This window comes from Sphingopyxis sp. GW821-FHT12C06, assembly GCF_058807415.1.
Window position 1 is genome coordinate 285,594 of sequence record NZ_JBXAQR010000006.1, and the last position, 20,986, is coordinate 306,579.

A 20,986-nucleotide genomic window follows, 5' to 3' on the forward strand; every position below is an offset into this window, starting at 1 on the left:
TCCGGCGCGGGGAGCCGAACATCCCCGCCATCATCCTACAGGAGGTCATCATGGGATATAAAATCGTTGAGCAGGCCAAGGCGTGGCGGGACATTCGTTGGAACGGCCTCACCGACGACGGCGAAGTCGTAACGAACGTCATTCGCGGTCGTTTCATCCTGATTGACGAGGATGAGTTCGTTGAATTCAACGATGACGTTTCCGCAGTCAGCAGCAAGCTTGCCGCAGCGACGGACAAGTCCGAGCGCCAGAAGCTGAGCGAGGTTCTGTCACCCTTCGTCCTTCGTGTCCTCGAAGACTGGCAGCAGGTCACCGAAGATGATGGCACCGATGCTGGCCGTTCGGTTCCGTTCAGCAAGGCCAATCTGGAGCGAATGCTCCGCGTTCCAAACTTCGCAAGCGGCGTGATGGAAGCTCTGCGCGCTGCCCGCGCCGCCGAACCCGAGGTCCGCGAGGGAAACTGAGAGCGGTCGCCCGTTCCTGGGCCTCAGGGCGGGGCGGCCGCAGGCAAAAGGCCGACGACGTGGTAACCCAGAATTCTGCCCTTCCCGCGCGCTTCCAGACCGGCACTCAGCCAGTCGATAGCGAAGTCGAAATCCACAAGGATGACGTCGGCATTGTAGGGCTGTTTCTGGCCCTGCGCACGCAATGGCACCGTCATCCGATGACGGGCCAGCGCATGGGATTGGACTATTCGGCCGTGAAGCCCATGGCTGACCTCGCCTTCATCGATATCACTCCCGCCACCTTGCCCGCGCTTCAGGCAATGGAAGAGGCTGCGCTGTTGACCTTCGCCGAGGCCGCGCGGTGAGCGGCGCCCAGACCATCCTTGAAGCCCGCCTGCGCGGGAAAGACGACGGCCTTGTCGGGCAGTTGAACGCCACCGAACAACGTTCGCGCGGCGCTGCCAATGGCCTGAAGGAATTGGCCGGCGCTGCTCGCGGCGCATCGGCCGCCACCGCGACCGTTGCCGCCAGCGATCGCGAAGCCGCGCGCGCGGTGCGCGAAGTTGAGCGGGCGCGCAAGGATCAGGAGCGCGCCGCGCGTGCCGCCGCCAGCGCGGAAAAGAAGGCAGCTGATGAGGCTGTTCGTGGTGCCAGCCGTTATCGCACTGGGATGCAACAGTCCGGCGTTCAGGTGCAGGACTTCCTTATTCAGGTGCAAAACAATACGCCGATCCTGACGGCATTTTCTCAGCAAGCGTCGCAGATGGCCGGCTCGCTCGCGATGATGGGCGGACCGGTCGATAGCAATTCGTCGAAATTCGCCAAGTTCGCCGCGATCATGGGCGGCCCGGTCGGCATCGGCTTGGGTATCGCGATCCCGCTTGTCACGATGCTGGCGGCCAAGCTGTTCGAGAATGCGGAGGCCACAGCGGCGGCCGAAGCCGGCGCGAATGGACTGGCCTCGGCGCAGTCGGCGCTTGGCGATGTGTTCGATACCGTTTCGGGCAAGCTGAAGACGCAGAACGAGCTGCTGATCATCAACGCCCGCCTTCAGGCGATCAGCCTGCGCGCCGACGCCATGAAGGCAGAGGCGAGCGCCAAGAAGGTCGCGGACAGCCTTCTGGGCTCAGGCGGCGCCACCCAGCTCTATGGCGAATTCGTTGGATCGAACCAGTTTGGGGCCGATCCCAAGCGCTGGTCGAACATTCAGGCGAACCGCAGCCAGCTCACGATGATCGCCGAGGGGGTCAGTTCGGGGCGCATCAAACGTGCCGATGCGGTCAAGATGACGGAAGGCATCGATTTCAAGGGGACCGGCTTTGATCAGGCGGAAGTCGTCGCCGCCTTTCGCGACGGGGCAGTCGCTGAGCTCAATCGCCGCGCCGCCGATCTGATCGATAAGTCGCTCGATAGTGGCCAGCTCGCTAAGGAATTCCGCACCAAGGGGCCAAAGCCGCCAAAAGGTAAGAACGGCGCGGCTGCGGCTAGGGCGTTGGCCAATTTCGGCGAGGGCGCGGATGAGAAAATCCAGCGTATCGCCGACGGATATAATCCGGCCCCGCGCGGGCTGGACAAGGCGTTTGCCGACCTGCGTACCCTCGACGGCCTGATCGCCGATCTGGGCAAGCGCAAGCCGCCGTCGTTCGAAAAGCTGATCGGCGAGGCCGGGAAGGCGCGCGCCGCCGTATTGTCCGGCCTTGCCGAACCGCTCGACACGATCCAGCAGCGTCTAGTCCCCCTGCCCGACGGCATCACCAAAGCCAAAGCGGCGATGGAGGAACTGGACGGCGTCATCGCCGTGCTCAGCGATCGCAAGCCGCCGAATTGGGAAGTGCTGGTCGCCCGGGCCAAGGAGTTGAAAGAGGTCGCGGCCGACACGGTCAACGGCCCCTTGAACGACATGTTGCGCGCGAGCCGCGAACAGCGCGAGCAGCAATTGCTAATCCTTCAGGGGCGGGACGAGGAAGCTCGCGTCCTGTCGATCATTCAGCAGCGCATGCGGGATATGCCGCCACTTAGTGCCGATCAGGTTCGCGAAATCGAACGCATGGTGACCGGCGAAGAGCGGATCAATGATCTGCTGACCAAGCGGCAGGACATCGTCTCGATCTATATGTCGTCGATCGGCGACCTGCGCGGGGCGCTGGAAGACGTGTTTACATCCGGCAGCGGCGGCGATTTCCTGAAGAACACCGAGCGGATGCTCGATCAGTTCCGGGCGCGCATGACCGTCGAGAGCATCTTCGGCGACGGCTTGCGCGCGCTGGAAAAGAAGATGCGCGGAAAATCGCCGCTCGACCGTGAAATAGACGATCTGGCAAAGCAGATCGACGGACTGGAGGATGAAACGGATCGGTCGAGCAAGGCACTGGCGTTGTTCGCCGATGCCGTTGCAGCCGCGACGGCCGACATTCAGGGTCGCGGCGCGCCCAGCCCTCACCAATTCGGCGAAGGCAGCTTCCTGAAGGTCTTTGGCGGCAAGGCTGAAGGCAGCGACGATATCGTCGTGACCGGCGAGCGCCCGCGCCCGATCGGCGGCGGGCTGATGCGCGAGCAGACGGAATTCATGCGCGAGATGGCCCGCGCGCAATATGATCCGCTCGCCAAATTGTTCGACCAATATTTGGGCACCAGCTTCTTCAGCAAATTGTCGCCAGTGTTTCAGGGCGCCTATGCCGGTTTCTTCACGGCGGGGCCGGTCGGTGGCATATTGGGCGCCATCAAGGAATTGCCCGGCCTGCCGAAGGCGATGGGCGACAAGATGGGTCGCGCCATGGAAGGCGCGCAGACCGGCACGCTCGTCGCCGGCATCGGCAAGATGCTGGGCATCAAGACCAGCACCACGGGCGGCCAGATCGGCGGCGCGATCGGCAGCGCGCTCCCCATTCCGGGCGGCGATATCATCGGGTCGGTTATCGGCAGTCTCATCGGCGGGGCGCTCAAAAAGGCGAAGCGCGGATCGGCGACGATTACCGGCGTCGATGACGATGCCATCCTCAGCGGGAATAATTCGAAAGCGAAGGCCGCTGCGGGCGAAGCGGCCGGATCGGTCCAGGGCGTATTGAAGCAAATCGCCGATGCCCTGGGCGGCGAGGTCGGCGCGTTCAATGTCTCGATCGGGACGCGCGACGGGAAATATCGCGTCGATCCGACCGGCCAAGGGCGGACGAAGGTCAAGAATGGCGCGCTCGACTTCGGCGACAATGCCCAGGCGGCGATTATGGCCGCCGCATTCGACGCGATCGGCGATGGCGGCATCAAGGGTTTGTCGGCCGCCGTCCAGCGCGCGCTCCGGTCCAACAGCGATATCGACAAGGCCGTCCGCGAAGCGCTGAAGGTACAGGAGGTCGAAGAGATCGTCTCCGGCCTCGGCGGCGCGCTGGAGCGCCAGTTTCGCCAATTCGAGGCGCAGGCGAAAGAGCGCGTCCGGATCGCGACGCAATATGGTTTCGACGTCAGCAAGATCGAGGCGCGCAACGCCGAAGATCGCGCCAAGCTGGTCGAGCAAATCCTGTCGAGCCGCGTCGGGTCGTTGCAGACGCTGCTTCAGGACATGAAGTTCGGCGACCTGTTCGAAGGAACGGCGGCGGAGCGCCGCGACAAGCTGATCGCCGAAATGGCGACCGCGAAGGGTGACGCGGAAAAGGGTGTCGATGGCGCCGCCGACCGGCTGGCCGACATTGCCCGCAAACTCGTCGAAACGAGCCGCGAGGCCTATGGCACGGCCGGCCCGGAATTTGGCGGCGATCGCGCTAACGCGATCAGCACGGCCGAGGCGATCATCGCGGCCGAGAATGAGCGCATCCGCGTCGCGCAGCAGGCCACCGTTGACACCAGCAAGGCGATGCAGACGCAAAACCAGCTCACGAACGAAACCAACGATATCCTTGCCGAAATGTTGGCGAGGATGCGCAACAGCGGAGTTTCGGGCGGTGGCGGCGGGCCCGCGCTGGGTGGCGACAGCGTCAGCCGATCGGTCAGCCTGCGATGAGCGAGATTTGCTTCATTGACGTCAAGCCGCGGATCGTCGCGACCGGCGTCGAAACCACGGTCCGGCTCGCCGGGGGCGGAACCGACACGCCCTATTATCGCGATGGGCAGCACTATCGCGCGGGCGTCGTCGAAATGCCGCGTTTCAAGGCCGCGTTCGGTTTCGACGACAATGGCTGGACGGGCGGCACGGTTCCGACCAGCGGCACACTGGGTTTCATGTCCGGCGACACATCGCTGATCGCCATACTCACGGGCTATTATTGGCGCGATGCCGCGATCACGATCGACGCAGGCAAGGAAAGCGGGCCGCTCGCGCGCCGCCTGACGGGCATGGTCGCCGGTATCTCCAGCAACGAAGGCCAGATCGCGCTCACCCTCGCCGATCCAAGCAAGACGCTCGACAAGCCCCTCCTCGGCACCGGCTTTACCGGCGAGGGCGGCATCGAGGGACCGACCGAGGCTGCGGGTCGCGACAAGCGGCGCAGCTTTGGCTTGGTATTCGATATCGAAGGCCGGCTGCTCGACAAAATCCACAATATCCATGAGTTCGGCGACCCGGCGCAGAAGCTGGCCGCATTTCTGGACGTTCGGGACAAGGGGCGCTCCGGGCCGATGACCGTGGTCGCTTGGGCCGGGTCGATCGCCGCCACATTCGCTGCGCTTCAGGCCGCAGCAGCGCCGCAGGGTGGTTGTGCCGCTGCGCCGTCAATCGCATGCATCAAATGGTGGACCAACCCCGCTGGGCCGCTGACCGCCGATATCCAGGGCGAGATTGCGGGCGGATACGCTGACACGGCGGTGTCGATTGCATCGCGGCTGCTCAGTGCGGTTGGCGGCCCCGCCATCGTCGATGAAGCGGCGGCCGACGCGCTGCGGTCCGCGACATGCGGCATCCACATCGCGTCGGCGTCGGACACGATCGCGCAGGCGCTGGACCGCCTGATCCTCCCTTCGTCGCTCCATTGGGTACTTCAGCCCGATGGCACGATCCGCATCGGCGAATGGGCGTGGACGGCGCCTGTCGCCAGTTTGCAAGCCGATTTCATCGGGCGTGAACGACAATTGCCACCGGTTAAATCGCGCAAGCTCGGCTATCGCCGCAACCATCGGCCGCATCAGGACAGTGAGATTTCGGCGGCACTGCCCCGGGTGTTCATCCGGGCCAACGCCCCGTCTGCTGCTGAAAGCGGTCCTAGTGATTATTGGCAAGACGCCGACGCGCGCTATTGGGAGCGCCGTGCTGATATCGGCCTGACGTGCGGCGGGGTTCCCCTGACCTGTGGCGGGGTGCCGTTGACGATCGTGTGGACGCCGAACGCTGCGCAGCCGGTTCGCGATGGCATCGACGGCGCTGTAGCTACGGTCAATGCGGCGGTGCTGGCCGTGCGGGCGCTAGCCGAGGATGCACAGGCGACGGCGGACGGAAAGGTCCGCCTGTTCTGGCAGCCAACCGCACCAATCGGCGTCGGCGAGAGTGAGGGCGATATCTGGTACGATATCGACGACGGGAAGAAGCAATACACCCATATCGGCGGGACGTGGGTTTCGGCACGCGACACCGGCATAGGCGCGGCGCTGGACGCGGCGATCGCGGCCGACGCCAAAGCCGATGGCAAGGCCGCCTGCTTCATCACCGACCTGCCGCCGCCAGCCGAAGCCGCCCCCATCGCCGAAGGCGACGGCGATTTGTGGCTCATCAGATCAACGGGCGAACTGCGGCGCTGGAACGCCATCGGCGTGACATGGGGCAATGCGCTGGCCGATTTGACCGCCAACGCCGTTCCCCGGCCGGAAGGCCCAGCGACCGACAGTTTTTCGGCCGACCACACCGGGGCGCTCACTTTGGGCCAGCTTCCGCGAAGCTACCTGTTCAAGCGCTTCCGTGGTCCGACTGATGTGTCCGCAGCCGCGACAACATGGCTTATCGACAGCCAGGAAGGAATCACGGGCGGAATGGTAACGGTCAATGCTGGCGGCGTCACTATCCCCACCGGGGTGTCTATGGGGCCAACAGCCGTCATCGTGGTCAGATCGCAGCGCGCAGGTGAGCCCGATCTCGTCAATACACTGCGGCTGACGCGTAACGATGCAGCAGCTCCGCCTGCGTCATCGGGAGGAACAACCGTCAGCACGTCGTCATTCGCGCCTTTCTCATCCACATCCTGGGTCGCGATGACGGGGGTGCTGACGGTGAAGACCGGGACCGCCGGCGAAATCCATCTTACGGCCCCGCTGGCGGTGAATGTGACCGCGTCCAGCCCGGCGGGCTTCTTTCCGATCGAGCTCAAATGGATGCGTCGTCCGGTCGGTGGATCGTTCGCCGACGTTGGTATGGCGGTCGCGTCGGACCCTCATCCACTTTTGGAGTACGAGCCACCCAGCTATTACATGACGCCGGGCGCTGTTTCCTGCAACCGCGCGGCCACGGGCCTGACCGCGACCGCTGATTATGAGGTGCAGCTTTATGGTCGGCGCACCGGCGGGCTGGTAAACACCCTCTATTTGTTGGGCACAGCAACGGCGACCGGCTCATGAGCTGGTTCGCGCTGTTCGACCGAAAGGGCGCCTATCAGGGCGCCGTTCAATCGCTTGCTGGCTACGGCCGCGCCGCTCGTGGCCGCGCTCTGCCGATCGAACGTACGCCGCGCGACTTCGAACGCGTCGATCGTGATACGGGCGCCTTCATCATCGACGAGGCGGCGGCGATCCACCACCGCGCTGGCGCCGACCACATTGCCGCGATGCACGCGCGCAAAGCCGTCGAGGCGCACCTGATCGCGGCGGGCATCGACGCGCCGGGCCTGCTGCTGGTGCGCGAGGCCGCGTTGCGCGGCGTTGATCCTGCCGAACTGGCCGCCGCTGTGCTGAAAAAAATCGCGCCCGCCGAAACGCTGGAATTGGAACGACAGGCGGCGAGCCTGAACCTCAACAGGAGTTAAAAGAAATGAGTATTTGGGGTCTCGGCCGCAACCTGACGCCTGCGGCAACCGATCGGATGGCGGCGGATAGCGCCCCCAACGCTGGCGGCTATTCGGAGCGCGGTGAGTTCATGTGGCGCGACACGACTGGCAGGTTCGTCGCACAGGGCGGCGGCGCGAATGGTGCCGCGCTGATCAATGCGACCTATGGCGCGCTCGGCAACAGCTCGACGGCGCTTCGCGCCACGCTCAACGGCGGGGCTGGTGGGGCATATTTGAGCGGATATTCCGCCGAAGCCAACTTCAGCCACAACAGCGAATTCATTTCCGGCAGCAACTGGGTGGCGCGTCACACCGACGCTGCGCGTTATACGCAAAGTGGCGGCGCGCACTCTTGGTATGGCAACACAGGGCTGACGGTGGGCGCAGCATTTGCGCCCACCGAACGCATGATCCTCTCCAGCGGCGGCAATCTCGGCGTGGGCGCCAGCCCCGCTGTGCGGATGCACGTCAAATCGCCCTTGGCCGAAATGTTTCGCATGGAAACGACGACCCCACGGGGCAGCGGCAGCGCCTTTTTTACAATCCATGATCCGGCGGGTCGAAAGGGGTACATGGGCTACGGCTCATCGAACGACGATTGCTATTTTGTCAATGAGCTGAACGGCAACATGCTTCTCCTGACGAACAGTCTGGGTGTGGTGATACAATCGAACGGGTATTTCCGCCCGGTCACGGATAATGGGCAGGCGTGCGGTGCGGCGGGCTTTCGTTGGAATGTAATCTATTCCGCTACCGGCACGATCAATACCTGCGATATCCTCTTCAAGACGTTCCGAGCCGATCCGGCACCGCGCGAAGCAGAATTGCGCGCCGCGCTGCGCGCCGTCGATGAACTCGGCTTCTTCCAATGGGATGACGCGATCGCCGAAAAGGGACCCGAGGGCGCCCGCTGGCACTTCGCGCCGGGCGCGCAGCCCGTGTGGACGATCTTCGCCGACGAAGGGCTGTGCGACGCGCTGATCCAGCGCGAGCCCGATGGCGACTGGTTGCCGCCCGAAGGCTCGATCCCGCCCGCCTTCCTGTGCTTCGACGAATGGGACGAGGAAACGGCACCCGTCATGGCGTGGTGGCGCGCGTCCGACATTCTGGGCGCCGATGGCCTGCCTATCATGGTCCCCTGCGCCGAAGGTGAGGAAGGGACCGAACAGCGCCCAACCGGCGAAACCTATGTCGCCCGCCCTGCCGGCAAACGCTTCGGCGTCCGCATCGACCAGCTTCATTCGCTGATGATCGCGGCGCTCAACGCTGAGCGGCTGAAGCAGGAGGCGGTGGCCGAGGCGCAGGCCGAGACTATTGCTGACCTTGTGGCGCGGGTCGTGGCGTTGGAGCCGGCGGCGTGATGAGCACCTTCGTTCGTTTCGGGAGGGTGTGCCAGTGGCACTAATCGACCCGGAGTTCGCCGCGTGGCTAAAGCGCGACGAAGCGGTCGCTCTTGCGAGGGATGTCGCCGCTGAAGCGAAGTGGGGCGCGATCGCGATCGATACCGCCATTTCCAGCCCGATCGCGTTCAAGGCTGACGCGCTCGCCGAGGCAGCCCGGCAGCTCGCCTTTCGTCCGGGGCCGCTGGATGTCGAAAAGCTCCGCGTGCCGGGCCAGCAAGTCGGCCTGATCGGCAAGGTCGTTACCTTGACGACCGCCAAGGGCGGATATGCCGCAGGCGTCGATGTCTTCGTCCTGGACGCCGATGAAAACGATGCGGGCGGCGGAACAATATTGACCGTGCTTAGGAGGCAAGAATGAAAGGGCTTCAAATCCTCAAGCCCATCGCGGCGCAATTCACCGCGCCGGGGACCGGAGCCGCGAACCTCCAGACGCCTTCGCCGCGCGAAATCTGGGTCGCGCCTGGTCCCGGCGCGCAGTCGATCGATATTGACCTGTCCGTCGCCCAGGACGTCGATAGCTTCTATCTCGGCGCCACCAATGCGCGGGCCGATGCCGTTTGGACGATCCAGAGCATCGCGGCGATCGGCGGGGCCGTGACGGCCACGCATGTCAACGCGCAGCCGATCCGTTTGGCGAACAATATCCGCACCCGCTTCCCAGCCTATGTCCGCCTGCCTGCCCCGGTCAACGGGCGCTATTTCCGGGTGATCGTCAACCAGCCGACGACGCCGATGCAGATTGGCGTGCTGGTCGCGTCGCTCGCGCTCGAATGGCCCTACGCCTTTGGCGGTGGCCGCGTGCCGATCGATACGTCGGGCGTCTCCGATCTTCGCGATGGCGGCTTCGGCGTCGATGAAGGTGTCGTGAAAACGCAATTCCAATGGCGTTTCGTTGACCTCGACAAGCTGACCCTTGCCAAGCTGTGGGCGATCGCCGAAGACCGGGGCGAGCATAAGCCGCTTGTCGTGGTCGAGGGGCCTGACTATCCCCCGGATGCTCCCTCGGTTCACTACGGGATATTCCGCAAGTTCGAACCGTATGAACGCGAGGACGCGGCCGCGACCAAATGGGCGCTGACCGTGGTGGAATGGCGGTGACAGCCGCCAGCGACCGGGCGCACCGGGCCGCTCCACGGCTAAGTTTGCTGCAATCCTTCCTTACCGGAGCATTCCAGTGAACCTGATCGAAAAGACGAAGCGCATCCAGCGCGCGGTAGGTGCCAGCGAAGATGGCATCTACGGCGGTGAAACGGCCGACAAGGTGCTGGCCAAGCTCGGCGTAACCCTCACGCCCGCAATCACGCCGGGCGCCCTCGTAATCGTCAAGGGCACCGGCAAGAACATCACCCGCATTTTCCTGCACTGCACCGCCACGCGCGAAGGGCAGGACGTCGATGCCGCGACCATCAAGCGCTGGCATCTGGCGCAGGGTTGGAGCGATATCGGCTATCACTTCGTCATCATGCCCGACGGCACCATCGAAATCGGCCGCGACGAAAGCATTCCCGGCAGCCATGTGAAGGGCTTCAACACCGGCTCTATCGGCGTGGTCTACGTCGGCGGCCTCGACACGCAGGGCAAGGCCAAAGACACACGCACGGACGCGCAGAAGAATGCGATGGAATGGCTGTGTCGCGAGTTGGGCGCGGCCTACCCCGGCGCGCGCTTCATGGGCCACCGCGACGCCAGCCCCGATAAGAACGGGGACGGCAAAATCACCTCGAACGAGTGGCTGAAGGAATGCCCCTGTTTCGACGTCGCCTCATGGTTGAAATCGGTCGGGATCGATCCGCGATGAGTGGCGGTGTTCCCTACGAGCTTCTGTCGGCGCGGACGCCGGCCGAAGCGAAGCGCCACTGGATGATCGATCGCATGTGGATCAGCAGCATCGTCGCGGCGATGATGCTAGTCGCGCTCGTCGTCTTGCTGTGGCGCGGCGGATGGACCGTCTCGACCGAGCGTATGCGGCTCAACGTGATCGCGATGATCGCGCTGCTCACCATCGCTTATCAGTTCGTGGTCATCCTCTCTTTCTCCCTCGGCGGCCCCGTCGGCCGCTGGCGCGCCGCGTGGGGCAACCGGAATTTCGAGGGCGTCGGCGATCGCGCGGCGCGCGAAGCCTATGACGGCGGAGGGGCAGCATGATCGCGGGCGTTGTCGCGAGCTTTGCCCTCAAGCTCATGGAGTGGCTGGCCATCGACGCGAAGCCTGCGCGGTGGCTTGCATGGGTGCTTGTCATCCTCGCGGCGATCGCCGTGCTGGGCGCCGGGAAATGCACCTACGACGCCAACATCATCAAGGATCACGAGGCGACGACGTCAGCGAAACTGGAGCGAACGGGCCGACAGGCCGACACCTCGGCTGCCCAGCGCGCGGAAGCGCGGCGACGGGCCGAGGAACTTGCAAGGAAGGAATTCAACAATGCGACAGCGGGCATTCCCGATAACGGTCTTAGCGATCGTCAGCGCATCGATCTGTGTAACGAGCTGCGCGAAGCCGGTGCGCCTCTCATCCCCGAGTGCCGTGCTGTTCGAGCAGGAGCGCAAGCCCGTCCCTGATGTCGCCATCCTCCAGCAGAACAGCGAGGAGGGAAATCGGCAGCATCAGCGGAACAAGGATGCGTGGGGGCAGCGGGGTTGGGACAGGGTCAACGACGTCTGCCTTTGGTTCGATGAGCAGGGGGTCAAGGGGCTGCCCTGCAAGGCCGATTGAGGCACCGTTTAACGCTCTTTGAAATCGTAGATCAGTCTACCCCTTGGGCGAGGCATAGGCGAGCATCAGGCTCGTCGCGAAGCCCGTGTGTATATCGCGGACGCGGATAATCTCGACTTTGTCACTCGCAAATGCTCCCTCAAGTACCTCTGCTTCCGTTTGCTTAAGCTCCGCCATCAGATGCACGATCGTTCTTCGCCCTAGATCGTCGTGCCATTGCGGCTTCCCCATGATCGATTTCAGATATCGCTCTAGCGCTATCCTCTTCTTCCAGCGGCGGAGACCAAACCACCAGCTAGCCCACAGGGCGACCAACGCAGTAATGATTGAGGCGAGCTGGTCGAGCGTTTCAAGCCAGTCGATTTTCGCTACCCAATCGGCCCAATTCATATGCCCTCCCGTAATCCGATTTCGACGGCGCGGACTTAACATAATCGTGCGAATTTTTGGCCAGAGTTTCTGGCCGCAGTTTCTGGCCGCTCACAGCCTCAAATTTTACATAATCCGGCGACTTTTTGTCGCGACTTAATGGCGCGAGATTTTGGCGCGCTACAAGCGGTGGCCCCGGCCGGCCCGCGTGGAACCGCATGGAAGAAAGCGCATGATGCGCTGGTCGCCCGCACCGCCGTCGCGCCCCGGCTGCCCGCACCGGCGGCTGCGCCGCCTGCTCGCGCGCGAACTTCCGCACGGACTGTCGCTGGGAGTATCGACGTTGCGTCCATGGGCGAGCGCCAATTTCGTCGGCGCCCGCCACCTGTTCGACTGCGCCTGTGCGGTCGGCGAAGTGGCCGCGCTGCGCAGCGCACTGCAGGATCGGCTCGATGCGGTTCTATGGAAACTGCCAGGGCATATCGTCGCCGACGTCGCGGTCGAGGCCGATGACCCCGGGCTGCTGCGAATCGAAATGCTGACTGTCGAGGATTGAGCGATCAACCCGCCGCGCTGCGCGTCATCCGCTGCAATGTGCCGAGCGCGGCTTCGAGCGCGAAATCGACTTCAGGCTCGCTGCGCACCGGGATCGCCGCATCGGGCATCGCGGCGGCAGGGACTACCATGGCCTCGACCTCGCGGCGGCGCGCCAGCCCCGCCTCGAGCCGGGCAACCAGCGCGCCCAGGCTGTTGTCGATGGGGTCGGATATCGCCGGCTCCCCCTTCACCAACTCGGGCGCCATTTCGGCGGGCTGCAGCCAGGGCTCGTCGCCCGTCGGGGCGGGCCCGGCCGGCGCGAGATCGGCCAACACCAGTTCGTCGCCATAATCATATTCGTCCGCCGCTTCGGCGAAAGCGATGTCGGCGTCGTCATAAGCCTCGGCGGCGAGGGGCATGATCAACGGCCCCAGCCCTTCGGCGGGCAGGTCGCGCCCGGCGCGAATCGGCGGGCGCGGCGGATCGTCGGGGTGCAAATCGGCGCGGCGGCGCGGCAACGCATCATCGTGGGCCGCCTCGCGTTCATTGCGGCGGCGCATATGGCGGCGCAGCGCCGAAAATCCGGTTTCCTCGGGCTTCGCGACAACCAGCGCGACGATGCCGGCGATCAGCGCGGCGACTGCGGCCATGCCGAGCGCCAACGCGAGTCGTCCACCATTGCCGATCGGCTGTACGAACAAGTCCGAGAGACGATCAAGGTAGAGATTCCAGCTGATCCCCGCGACCCAGGAAAAGGGCATGACCGCAGCGAACAAAAACGCCAGCGCAGCAGCGCCGATCACCGCAGGGATGGCGGGGCGCAGGCTGCGCACCACTGTCTTCCACATCGGTATTCCGGAATTTTCGCTGGCGTATTCCATATCATTCCAAATCCGTCGGCGCCGCGGCGGCGCCTTGCTTCGATCGCGTCAGGCCGGGTTGCGGCGCAGCAATTGCTGGTAAACCGGCTCGTAACGTAAAATGTTTGATGACCAGTTACGATCGGCTTCGACAAAAATCCGTGCAGTGCGGCGGCGCGCGTCCCACATGCCGCGATCGGCCAACAGCGCCGCCAATGTCGCGGCAATCGCTGCCGGGTCGTCGGGCGCGAACAGGCTGCCCGTCACGCCATCCTCGATCAGTTCGCGGTGCCCGCCGACGTCGGACGCAGCGACCAGCTTGCCCTGCGCCATCGCCTCCAATGGCTTCAGCGGGGTGACGAGGTCGGTCAGCCGCATCTTCTTGCGCGGATAGGCAAGGATATCGATCAGCGAATAATATCGTTCGACTTGATTGTGCGGCACTCGGCCGACGAAATGGATATGCCCCGCAACCGGCGATGCCGCCGCCTGCTGCTTCAACGCCGCCTCCATCGGCCCGCCGCCAACGAGCAGCACCTGCGCCGCCGGCTGCGCCGCGACCAGCGCCGGCATTGCGGCGATCAGATCGTCGATCCCCTCATAATCGTAAAAGCTGCCGATAAAGCCGATCACCGCATCGGTCGGGGCGAGGCCCAATTGCCCGGCGAGCGCATCATCGCGCGGCGGCGGATCGCCGAACAGCTCAAGATCGACGCCATTGGGCGAGACGGTGATTTTCGCCGGATCGATGCCGCGCGCGATCAGGTCGCGGCGCAGCCCTTCGCAGATCACCGCAACCGCGTCGGCCGACTTGACCGCACGGGTCTCCAGCCAACGCGTCAAATGATAGCGCGCGCTGCGCTCGGTCCCGGTGCCGTTGCCGACCGCCGCATCCTCCCAGAATGCGCGGATTTCATAAATCACCGGAATGCCGAGCCGCTTGCCGACACGCAGCGCCGCCATGGCGTCGAGCACCGGCGAATGCGCGTGGAGAACGTCGGGCCGCCACTCTTGGGCCAGCGCCTCGATCCGGTCCGCAAAGGCGCCAATCTCGCGCCACTCGCGGATTGGCGAGCGCGCAGGCGCGATCGGCGGCGTGCGATAAAAGGTCAGTCCGTCGACCGTTTCGCCATCAGGGCCGGGCTCGGGATGACGCACCCCGGTGACGCCCGCGACCTCCCACCCGTTCGCGACCTGCGCCTTCATCAGCGCGCGGGTGCGAAACGTATAGCCGCTGTGCGCGGGCAGGCTATGGTCGAGAACATGTAAAATGCGTGTCATGGGCTAGGCGCCCTGACATAGAAGGCTTAACGCCGCGTCAACCCCATTCGCTTAAAGCCGCTGAGGCGACCATTGGGTTCGCAAGAGAAAGCAAGGCGTTACCGGAACCGATGGTCGACAATCTTTCCATTGCCCTGACCCATGTGCTGATGGCGATCGCGCTCTGGCGTCTGCTCCACCGCGACGACCTCGATCATGAGATCAGCCCGCGCCAGCTGTGGCAGCAAGGCCGCGATGCCGAAATGACGAACAGGGACACGCCTACCGATGCGTGACATCGCCTTCGTCGCCTTTCTCTTCACTTTCATCGGGCTCGGCTTTCGCCGGCCGTTCCTGTTCGTCCTGTGCTTTTGCTACATCGACATCGTCGCGCCGCAGCGGCTCAGCTATTTCCTGATCAACTCGATCCCGATCTCGCTGATCGTCTTTGGTCTCGCGATCGGCGGCTGGCTGTTTGCCGACGACAAGCGCGACACGCGGTGGTCGGGACGGCAATTGCTGCTCGTCATGCTGCTCGCTTATTGCGGTATGACGACGATGATGGCCGATTTCCCGGTCGAGGCGCAGGATAAATGGAGCTGGGTGTGGAAGGCCCTCGTCTGGGCGATTTTCCTGCCGCTGACCCTGCGTACCAAGCTGAGGATCGAAGCACTGACGTTGATCATGCTGTTGTCGGCGGCGTCGATCGCGATCGCGGGCGGGCTCAAGACCATTGCAGGCGGTGGCGGCTATGGCCAACTGCAACTGCTGCTCAACGAAAATTACGGCCTCTACGAAGGGTCTATCATGTCGATGGTCGGGATTTCGATCATCCCGCTGATCCTCTGGTATCGCCGCCATGGCACCATCTTTCCGCCCGACTGGCGCGTCTCGCTCTTTTGTTTCGCGCTCTGCTTCGCTTGCATGCTGCTGCCGATCGGGACGCAGGCGCGCACCGGGCTCGTTTGCCTCGCGGTACTCGCCATCCTGTCGCTGCGCGCGGTCAAGCACCGCTTCCTCTATATCGCGGGCGCCGGGCTGCTCGCCGTCGCCACCATCCCGTTCCTGCCGCAAAGCTTTACCCAGCGCATGGAAACGATTCGCGATCACAAATCCGACCAGTCGGCTTCGACCCGCGTCGCAGTGTGGGCCTGGACTTGGGACTATGCGAAGGAAAACCCCCTCGGCGGCGGGTTCGAGGCCTATATCCAGAACCATGTCCGCGTCGAAAAGGCGGCGAGCAGCTATAATCCCGATGCGCCCCAGGATTCCGAAGCGATCGTCTATGAAGAAAAGTCGCGCGCCTATCACTCGAGCTATTTCGAAATGCTGGGCGAACAGGGGTATCCCGGCCTGATGCTGTGGTTGATCCTCCACATCAGCGGACTGACCCAGATGGAACGGCTTCGCCGCCGCTATCTCAAGACCCGCCGCGCCGAGGAACAATGGATCGCCCCGCTCGCCACCGCGCTCCAGCACGGCCATATCGTCTATATGGTCGGGTCGCTGTTCGTCGGCATCGCGTTCCAGCCCTTCATCTATATGATGCTGGCGCTGGAAATGGGGCTCTACACCTATTGCCGCCGCCGCGAACAGGAATCGGGCTGGCGCCCGCTGATGGCACGCCCGGCGCAGGTGCCCGCACGTCCCGGCTTTCCGAACCGGGGTTAAGGCGGAACCATCGCGGCGGCCGGGCGCTCCTGTCCCATATCCGCGTAAGCGACCATCTTTCGCGTTACGAACCGATGTTTTTGACCTATCCCCGGCACACGGCGCTGCTGCGTTCTGCCTGATCCTGCCCAAGAGGACCGATGTGACCTTCCCTATTCTTGCCGCCGCCACCGGTATCGCCGCGAAAACCCCGCCAGCCGGAAACCTCGCCGCGACCGACCCGCTGGAGGATCTGCGTCTGCTCTGGGACAGCGGTGTCGCCTGGGTACACAGCCACTGGCTGGCGATAGCCATTGCAGTGGGTGCCGGCCTCGCCATCTATTTCCTTTTGTCGATGATCCGCGGTTTCGCGCTCAAGCGGGCGCTCGCCGCGCCAGGCCAGTTTACCCTGACCCACATTGTCGGACGCGTCCTCCACAAGACAAAGTCGGCGGTTCTCGCGATCGTCGCGATCCGGCTGGTCGCCAGCTATGCGCAGCCGCCGGCGATCATCATGGCGACGGTCCAGTTCGTCTTCACCGTCGCAGTGGTGTTGCAGGTCGCAATCTGGGCGCGAGAGATCCTTATCGGCCTGATCCAGCGCCGCGCCGCCGACGGGCATAATGAGACGCTCGCCAATGCGATGGGGATCATCCGCCTGCTGATCAGCGTCGCGCTGTTCGCGATCGCGACAGTTGTTATCCTCGACAATATGGGGGTCAATGTCACCGGGCTCGTCGCCGGCCTCGGCATCGGTGGCATCGCGATCGGCCTTGCCGCACAAGGCATTTTTTCCGACCTGTTCGCGTCGCTGTCGATCATCTTCGACCGGCCGTTCCGCGTCGGCGAAACGATCAAATATGACCTGAGCACCGCGACGGTCGAACGCATCGGACTGAAGAGCACGCGGTTGCGCTCGCTCAACGGCGAATTGCTGGTGATTTCGAACACCAATTTGCTGGGCAAGGAAATCACCAATTTCGCCAATCTCCACCGCCGCCGGATCACATTCAAGATCGGCGTCATATACCAGACGACCCCCGCGATGCTGCGCGACCTTCCCGCCTTGCTCGAAGCGCAGGTCCAGGCGGGTGGACATGAGTTCATCCGGTCGAGCTTCCTGACCTTCGGCCCGTCGAGCCTCGACTTCGAACTGCTCTTCGACGTGTTCAGCGATGATTTCGATGTCGTCGCGGCGGCGCGCACCGACATCGGCATTCGCCTGTTCGAGGCGATGCATGCCGCGGGATATGAATTCGCCTATCCCACGCAAACCACCTTTACCGCCGCACCCGACGGCACGATGATCATGCCCTATGCCGAGTCTTCGCGGGCCAAGGCAAGCGCCGCCAAGGCCGTCGGCGCGGGCTGACGCTACGGCGCTGCGGCGCAAACGCTTGGCCCTTGTGCTTTGGCGCCCGACGGGCCTAGAAACCGCGCCTCACAAGATTTGGATAGGGGAAGATCGATGGGCGGAATCACGCCACAGGAACTGCAAGCCAAGGTCGGCGAGCATCTCGGCACCTCGGATTGGGTGCTGGTGGATCAGGATATGATCAACAAGTTCGCCGACGCGACCGGCGACCATCAGTTCATCCATATCGACGCCGAAAAGGCCAAACTGACCCCGTTCGGCGGCACCATCGCGCATGGTTTCCTGACCCTGTCGCTGATCCCGTTGCTCGGCGCCAGCACCGACGGCCCCAAGGTTTCGGGCGTCAAAATGGGCGTCAATTACGGCGGCAACAAAGTCCGCTTCCTCGCGCCCGTCCGCTCGGGCAAGCGCGTGCGCAGCCACATCAAATTGCTCGAACTCGACGAAAAGCGTCCGGGTCAGTGGCAACAGACCAACGAAATCACGATCGAGATCGAAGGCGAGGAAAAGCCTGCACTGATCGCCGAATGGATCACGCAGTTTTTCGTCTGATCCTGCCCTCCCCGGCAAAGACCTGTTCAGATTGACCAAGAAGGAAGTTCATCATGCGTGACGCCGTCATCGTTTCCACCGCCCGCACCCCGCTGACCAAGGCGGGTCGCGGTTCGTTCAACAACACCACCTCGCCGACGCTCGGCGCCTGGTCGGTCAAGGCCGCAGTCGAGCGCGCCGGGCTCGAAGGCGCAGAGATCGACGACGTCGTTTTCGGCGCCGCAATGCAGCAGGGCTCGCAGACCTCGAACGTCGCGCGTCTGATCGCGCTGCGCGCCGGACTGCCCGTCACCGTCCCCGGCATGTCGATCGACCGCCAATGCTCGTCGGGCCTGATGACGATCGCGACCGCGGCAAAGCAGATCATCGTCGATCGACAGGATATTTGCGTCGCCGGCGGTGTCGAAAGCATTTCGAAGGTCAGCGGCAGCGGCAAGCTGTTCTTTGAGACCGACGCCGAACTGATCAAGATGCACAAGGACATCTACATGCCGATGATCGGCACGGCCGAGGTTGTCGCCAAGCGCTACGGCATCAGCCGTGAAGCGCAGGACGAATATTCGCTCCAGTCGCAGCAGCGCACCGCCGCCGCGCAGGCATCGGGCAAATATGACGACGAAATCGTCGCATGTCAGGCGACCATGGCGATCGTCGACAAGGAAACGAAGGAAGTTTCCTACAAGGACGTCACCGCCAACAAGGACGAGTGCAACCGTCCCGACACCACGCTCGAAGGCCTGTCGAGCCTGAAGCCGGTAATGGGCGAAGGCCATTCGATCACCGCGGGCAACGCCAGCCAGTTGTCGGACGGTTCGTCGGCCTGCGTCGTGATGGAAGCCAAGGTCGCCGAAAAGCGCGGCCTCAACCCGCTTGGGCGCTATGTCGGCATGGCGGTTGCCGGCACCGAGCCCGACGAAATGGGCATCGGCCCCGTCTTCGCCATCCCCAAGCTGCTCGAACGCTTCGAGCTCAAGATGGACGATATCGGCCTGTGGGAACTCAACGAAGCCTTCGCCGTGCAGGTGCTTTACTGCCGCGACAAGCTGGGCATTCCCAATGAACTGCTCAACGTCAACGGCGGCTCGATCTCGATCGGCCACCCTTTCGGCATGACCGGCGCGCGCTGCGCGGGCCACGCGCTGATCGAAGGCAAGCGCCGCGGCGTCAAATATGCCGTCGTCACCATGTGCATCGGCGGCGGCCAGGGCGCGGCAGGTCTCTTCGAGATCTTCTGATGCGCCTCGACGCTCCGCGCATCGAGCCGGTCGATTTGGACCGGCTCGATGCCGACCAGCGCGCCGCACTCGACCCCTTCCTTGCCACCGATGGTGGCAGGGTCGGGGGCGGGCGGATTCTCAACATCTTCCGTACCCTCGCCCATGCGCCCAAGGCGCTGACCGCCTTTCTCGGCTGGGGCAATTACATCCTCTCGAAACGCAGCGCCCTCAGCCCGCGCGACCGCGAACTCGTCATTCTGCGCACCGGCTACAATTGCCGCTCGGGATATGAATGGACGCAGCACAAGCGCATCGGCCTCGACTGCGGCCTGACCGAAGACGACATCACCCGCATCAAGTCCGGCGCAGACGCACCGGGCTGGAGCGACCTCGACCGCGCGATGCTCCGCGCGACCGACGAGCTCAATAGCGACCATTTCGTCACCGACGCGACCTGGGCCGCGCTCGCGCCGCTCGGCGGCAAGGGCCGCATGGACCTCGTCATGACCGTCGGCCAATACACCCAGGTTTCGATGATATTGAACAGCTTCGGCGTGCAGGTTGAGGACGGCTGGACCGTCGACCCCGACCTCAAGGCCTGATCCAAAGGGAGAATGATATGAGTGCCATCGGCATCATCGCGACCTTGCGTGTCCAACCCGGCAAGGAAGCCGAATTCGAAGCCGTCTTCGCCGAACTCGCCCCCGCGGTGCACGCGAACGAGCCCGGAAACAGCTATTACAAGCTGTTCCGCACGAGCGAGACCGGCGTTTACAAGGTGCTCGAATGCTATGACGACGATGCGGCGGTCGAAGCGCACCGCGCGTCGGACCATTTCCGCACTCTCGGCGCAAAGCTTGGCCCGTGCCTCACCGGCGCTCCCGAAATCGAACGGCTTCCGGCGGTCTGACCGGGCTTCCTTCGAAGGAACGAAGCTCGGCTAGCGGCCGAAACCGGCCGACACATTCCTTCCAATTCGTCATCCCCGCGAAAGCGGGGACGCAGAGCAGGCGTGAGTCGATCCCACACCGGGTTCCCGCTTTCGCGGGGATAACGAACATTGGGTGCGTCCACTTCCCACCCCAAAACAACCGGTCGTCAATCCGCCTCAGCGTACGCGGTTGAAGTGATTCGTCCGCATCGCGGGCACGCCTCCGGATTTGAAATAGACGACCGTCTCGGTCATCGTCTTGCCGTCGGCGGCCACGGTATAGGTGCGCATCGACCCCGGAACGCCGCCGAGCGCGAGCGCCGTCACCATCACGCCGGGCTCGGGCAGCCGCGTCGCCACCACATCGGCCTCCAGATTGCCCTCGACCGGCGTTGCGCTGCCGTCGGGAACATAGGTCGAAATTGCCTGAACCTTCTTTCCGTCGGGCAGCACGACCTCGATATTCGTCCGCCACTTGCCGCCGCCGACGTCGTCATAGGTGATGGTAACGCTCTTCGGCCGCGCTTCGGGCGGCATCGTCAGGCGGGCGGTGTCGACCGCCCAGCTACCGATCAGCGGGGATGGCGGCGGCGCCCCGGCGACGGCGGGCGCCCCATATATCGTGGCGGCGGCGAGCAGGATCGGGTAGAATATTTTCACCATGGGACCTCTCCGGAGGAACGCCGATTGACGGCTGATATCGTTGCATAACATCAGCTTT

The 20,986-nt window shown here is 63.9% G+C and carries 23 protein-coding genes; 19 read left to right on the forward strand and 4 right to left on the reverse strand.

Annotation, left to right across the window (positions count from 1 at the left end):
- The first annotated feature begins 50 nt into the window (after positions 1–50).
- The 11 genes from AC1RRJ_RS18965 (at position 51) to AC1RRJ_RS19015 (ending at position 11,360) form a co-directional block, all read left to right on the forward strand.
- Positions 51–464 (forward strand): hypothetical protein, encoded by a 414-nt coding sequence (locus tag AC1RRJ_RS18965; RefSeq protein WP_493125565.1) that lies wholly within the window; start codon positions 51–53, stop codon positions 462–464.
- Positions 465–523: 59 nt separating this feature from the next.
- Positions 524–811, forward strand: a complete 288-nt coding sequence (locus AC1RRJ_RS18970; RefSeq protein ID WP_493125567.1) for a DUF1799 domain-containing protein — start codon at positions 524–526, stop codon at positions 809–811.
- The gene (locus tag AC1RRJ_RS18975) at positions 808–4,437 is read left to right on the forward strand and encodes a hypothetical protein (RefSeq protein ID WP_493125569.1); all 3,630 of its coding nucleotides are present in this window, start codon (positions 808–810) and stop codon (positions 4,435–4,437) included. Before AC1RRJ_RS18970 ends, AC1RRJ_RS18975 begins: the two co-directional genes overlap by 4 nt.
- Positions 4,434–6,974, forward strand: coding sequence for a hypothetical protein (locus tag AC1RRJ_RS18980; protein ID WP_493125571.1), 2,541 nt, complete (start codon positions 4,434–4,436; stop codon positions 6,972–6,974). Before AC1RRJ_RS18975 ends, AC1RRJ_RS18980 begins: the two co-directional genes overlap by 4 nt.
- Positions 6,971–7,378, forward strand: coding sequence for a hypothetical protein (locus tag AC1RRJ_RS18985; protein WP_493125573.1), 408 nt, complete (start codon positions 6,971–6,973; stop codon positions 7,376–7,378). Before AC1RRJ_RS18980 ends, AC1RRJ_RS18985 begins: the two co-directional genes overlap by 4 nt.
- A gap of 5 nt (positions 7,379–7,383) precedes the next feature.
- Entirely contained in the window at positions 7,384–8,760 is a 1,377-nt protein-coding gene (locus tag AC1RRJ_RS18990; RefSeq protein WP_493125575.1) for a tail fiber domain-containing protein, read from the forward strand.
- A gap of 34 nt (positions 8,761–8,794) precedes the next feature.
- Positions 8,795–9,160: a hypothetical protein gene (locus AC1RRJ_RS18995; protein ID WP_493125577.1), complete on the forward strand. Its 366-nt coding sequence runs from the start codon at positions 8,795–8,797 to the stop codon at positions 9,158–9,160.
- Positions 9,157–9,900: a hypothetical protein gene (locus AC1RRJ_RS19000; protein ID WP_493125579.1), complete on the forward strand. Its 744-nt coding sequence runs from the start codon at positions 9,157–9,159 to the stop codon at positions 9,898–9,900. The genes AC1RRJ_RS18995 and AC1RRJ_RS19000 overlap by 4 nt, the downstream gene beginning before the upstream one ends.
- Before the next feature lie 76 nt (positions 9,901–9,976).
- A complete protein-coding gene (locus AC1RRJ_RS19005; RefSeq protein ID WP_493125581.1) occupies positions 9,977–10,600 on the forward strand; it encodes an N-acetylmuramoyl-L-alanine amidase in 624 nt (207 codons plus the stop codon).
- Positions 10,597–10,947 (forward strand): hypothetical protein, encoded by a 351-nt coding sequence (locus AC1RRJ_RS19010; RefSeq protein ID WP_493125583.1) that lies wholly within the window; start codon positions 10,597–10,599, stop codon positions 10,945–10,947. The genes AC1RRJ_RS19005 and AC1RRJ_RS19010 overlap by 4 nt, the downstream gene beginning before the upstream one ends.
- Positions 10,944–11,360, forward strand: coding sequence for a hypothetical protein (locus tag AC1RRJ_RS19015; protein WP_493125585.1), 417 nt, complete (start codon positions 10,944–10,946; stop codon positions 11,358–11,360). Before AC1RRJ_RS19010 ends, AC1RRJ_RS19015 begins: the two co-directional genes overlap by 4 nt.
- 190 nt (positions 11,361–11,550) lie before the next feature.
- Here the strand turns inward: AC1RRJ_RS19015 and AC1RRJ_RS19020 are convergent, their stop codons facing one another.
- A complete protein-coding gene (locus AC1RRJ_RS19020; protein ID WP_493125587.1) occupies positions 11,551–11,904 on the reverse strand; it encodes a hypothetical protein in 354 nt (117 codons plus the stop codon).
- Positions 11,905–12,115: 211 nt separating this feature from the next.
- Here AC1RRJ_RS19020 and AC1RRJ_RS19025 point away from each other — a divergent pair, with 211 nt between their 5' ends.
- Entirely contained in the window at positions 12,116–12,439 is a 324-nt protein-coding gene (locus AC1RRJ_RS19025; RefSeq protein ID WP_493125589.1) for a hypothetical protein, read from the forward strand.
- Positions 12,440–12,443: 4 nt separating this feature from the next.
- Here the strand turns inward: AC1RRJ_RS19025 and AC1RRJ_RS19030 are convergent, their stop codons facing one another.
- Both AC1RRJ_RS19030 and AC1RRJ_RS19035 read right to left on the reverse strand, forming a co-directional pair.
- The gene (locus AC1RRJ_RS19030) at positions 12,444–13,268 is read right to left on the reverse strand and encodes a hypothetical protein (protein ID WP_493125591.1); all 825 of its coding nucleotides are present in this window, start codon (positions 13,266–13,268) and stop codon (positions 12,444–12,446) included.
- Positions 13,269–13,349: 81 nt separating this feature from the next.
- Positions 13,350–14,561: a TIGR04063 family PEP-CTERM/XrtA system glycosyltransferase gene (locus tag AC1RRJ_RS19035; protein ID WP_493125593.1), complete on the reverse strand. Its 1,212-nt coding sequence runs from the start codon at positions 14,559–14,561 to the stop codon at positions 13,350–13,352.
- 110 nt (positions 14,562–14,671) lie between these two features.
- On the opposite strand from AC1RRJ_RS19035, the gene AC1RRJ_RS19040 reads away from it, so the two are divergent.
- The 7 genes from AC1RRJ_RS19040 to AC1RRJ_RS19070 all read left to right on the forward strand — a co-directional run bounded on the left by AC1RRJ_RS19040 (position 14,672) and on the right by AC1RRJ_RS19070 (position 20,244).
- Positions 14,672–14,836 (forward strand): hypothetical protein, encoded by a 165-nt coding sequence (locus AC1RRJ_RS19040; RefSeq protein ID WP_493125595.1) that lies wholly within the window; start codon positions 14,672–14,674, stop codon positions 14,834–14,836.
- The gene (locus tag AC1RRJ_RS19045) at positions 14,829–16,211 is read left to right on the forward strand and encodes a putative O-glycosylation ligase, exosortase A system-associated (protein ID WP_493125597.1); all 1,383 of its coding nucleotides are present in this window, start codon (positions 14,829–14,831) and stop codon (positions 16,209–16,211) included. The genes AC1RRJ_RS19040 and AC1RRJ_RS19045 overlap by 8 nt, the downstream gene beginning before the upstream one ends.
- 175 nt (positions 16,212–16,386) lie before the next feature.
- On the forward strand, positions 16,387–17,562 hold the full coding sequence (locus AC1RRJ_RS19050; protein WP_493125739.1) for a mechanosensitive ion channel family protein: 1,176 nt from the start codon (positions 16,387–16,389) through the stop codon (positions 17,560–17,562).
- A 96-nt stretch (positions 17,563–17,658) separates the two neighbouring features.
- A complete protein-coding gene (locus AC1RRJ_RS19055) occupies positions 17,659–18,117 on the forward strand; it encodes a MaoC family dehydratase (RefSeq protein WP_493125599.1) in 459 nt (152 codons plus the stop codon).
- A 53-nt stretch (positions 18,118–18,170) separates the two neighbouring features.
- Positions 18,171–19,352, forward strand: coding sequence for an acetyl-CoA C-acyltransferase (locus tag AC1RRJ_RS19060; protein WP_493125601.1), 1,182 nt, complete (start codon positions 18,171–18,173; stop codon positions 19,350–19,352).
- On the forward strand, positions 19,352–19,936 hold the full coding sequence (locus AC1RRJ_RS19065; protein WP_493125603.1) for a carboxymuconolactone decarboxylase family protein: 585 nt from the start codon (positions 19,352–19,354) through the stop codon (positions 19,934–19,936). Before AC1RRJ_RS19060 ends, AC1RRJ_RS19065 begins: the two co-directional genes overlap by 1 nt.
- 17 nt (positions 19,937–19,953) lie before the next feature.
- Entirely contained in the window at positions 19,954–20,244 is a 291-nt protein-coding gene (locus AC1RRJ_RS19070) for a putative quinol monooxygenase (RefSeq protein WP_493125605.1), read from the forward strand.
- Positions 20,245–20,442: 198 nt separating this feature from the next.
- On the opposite strand, the gene AC1RRJ_RS19075 is transcribed toward AC1RRJ_RS19070, so the two are convergent.
- A complete protein-coding gene (locus tag AC1RRJ_RS19075) occupies positions 20,443–20,928 on the reverse strand; it encodes a hypothetical protein (protein WP_493125607.1) in 486 nt (161 codons plus the stop codon).
- Positions 20,929–20,986 lie beyond the last annotated feature (58 nt).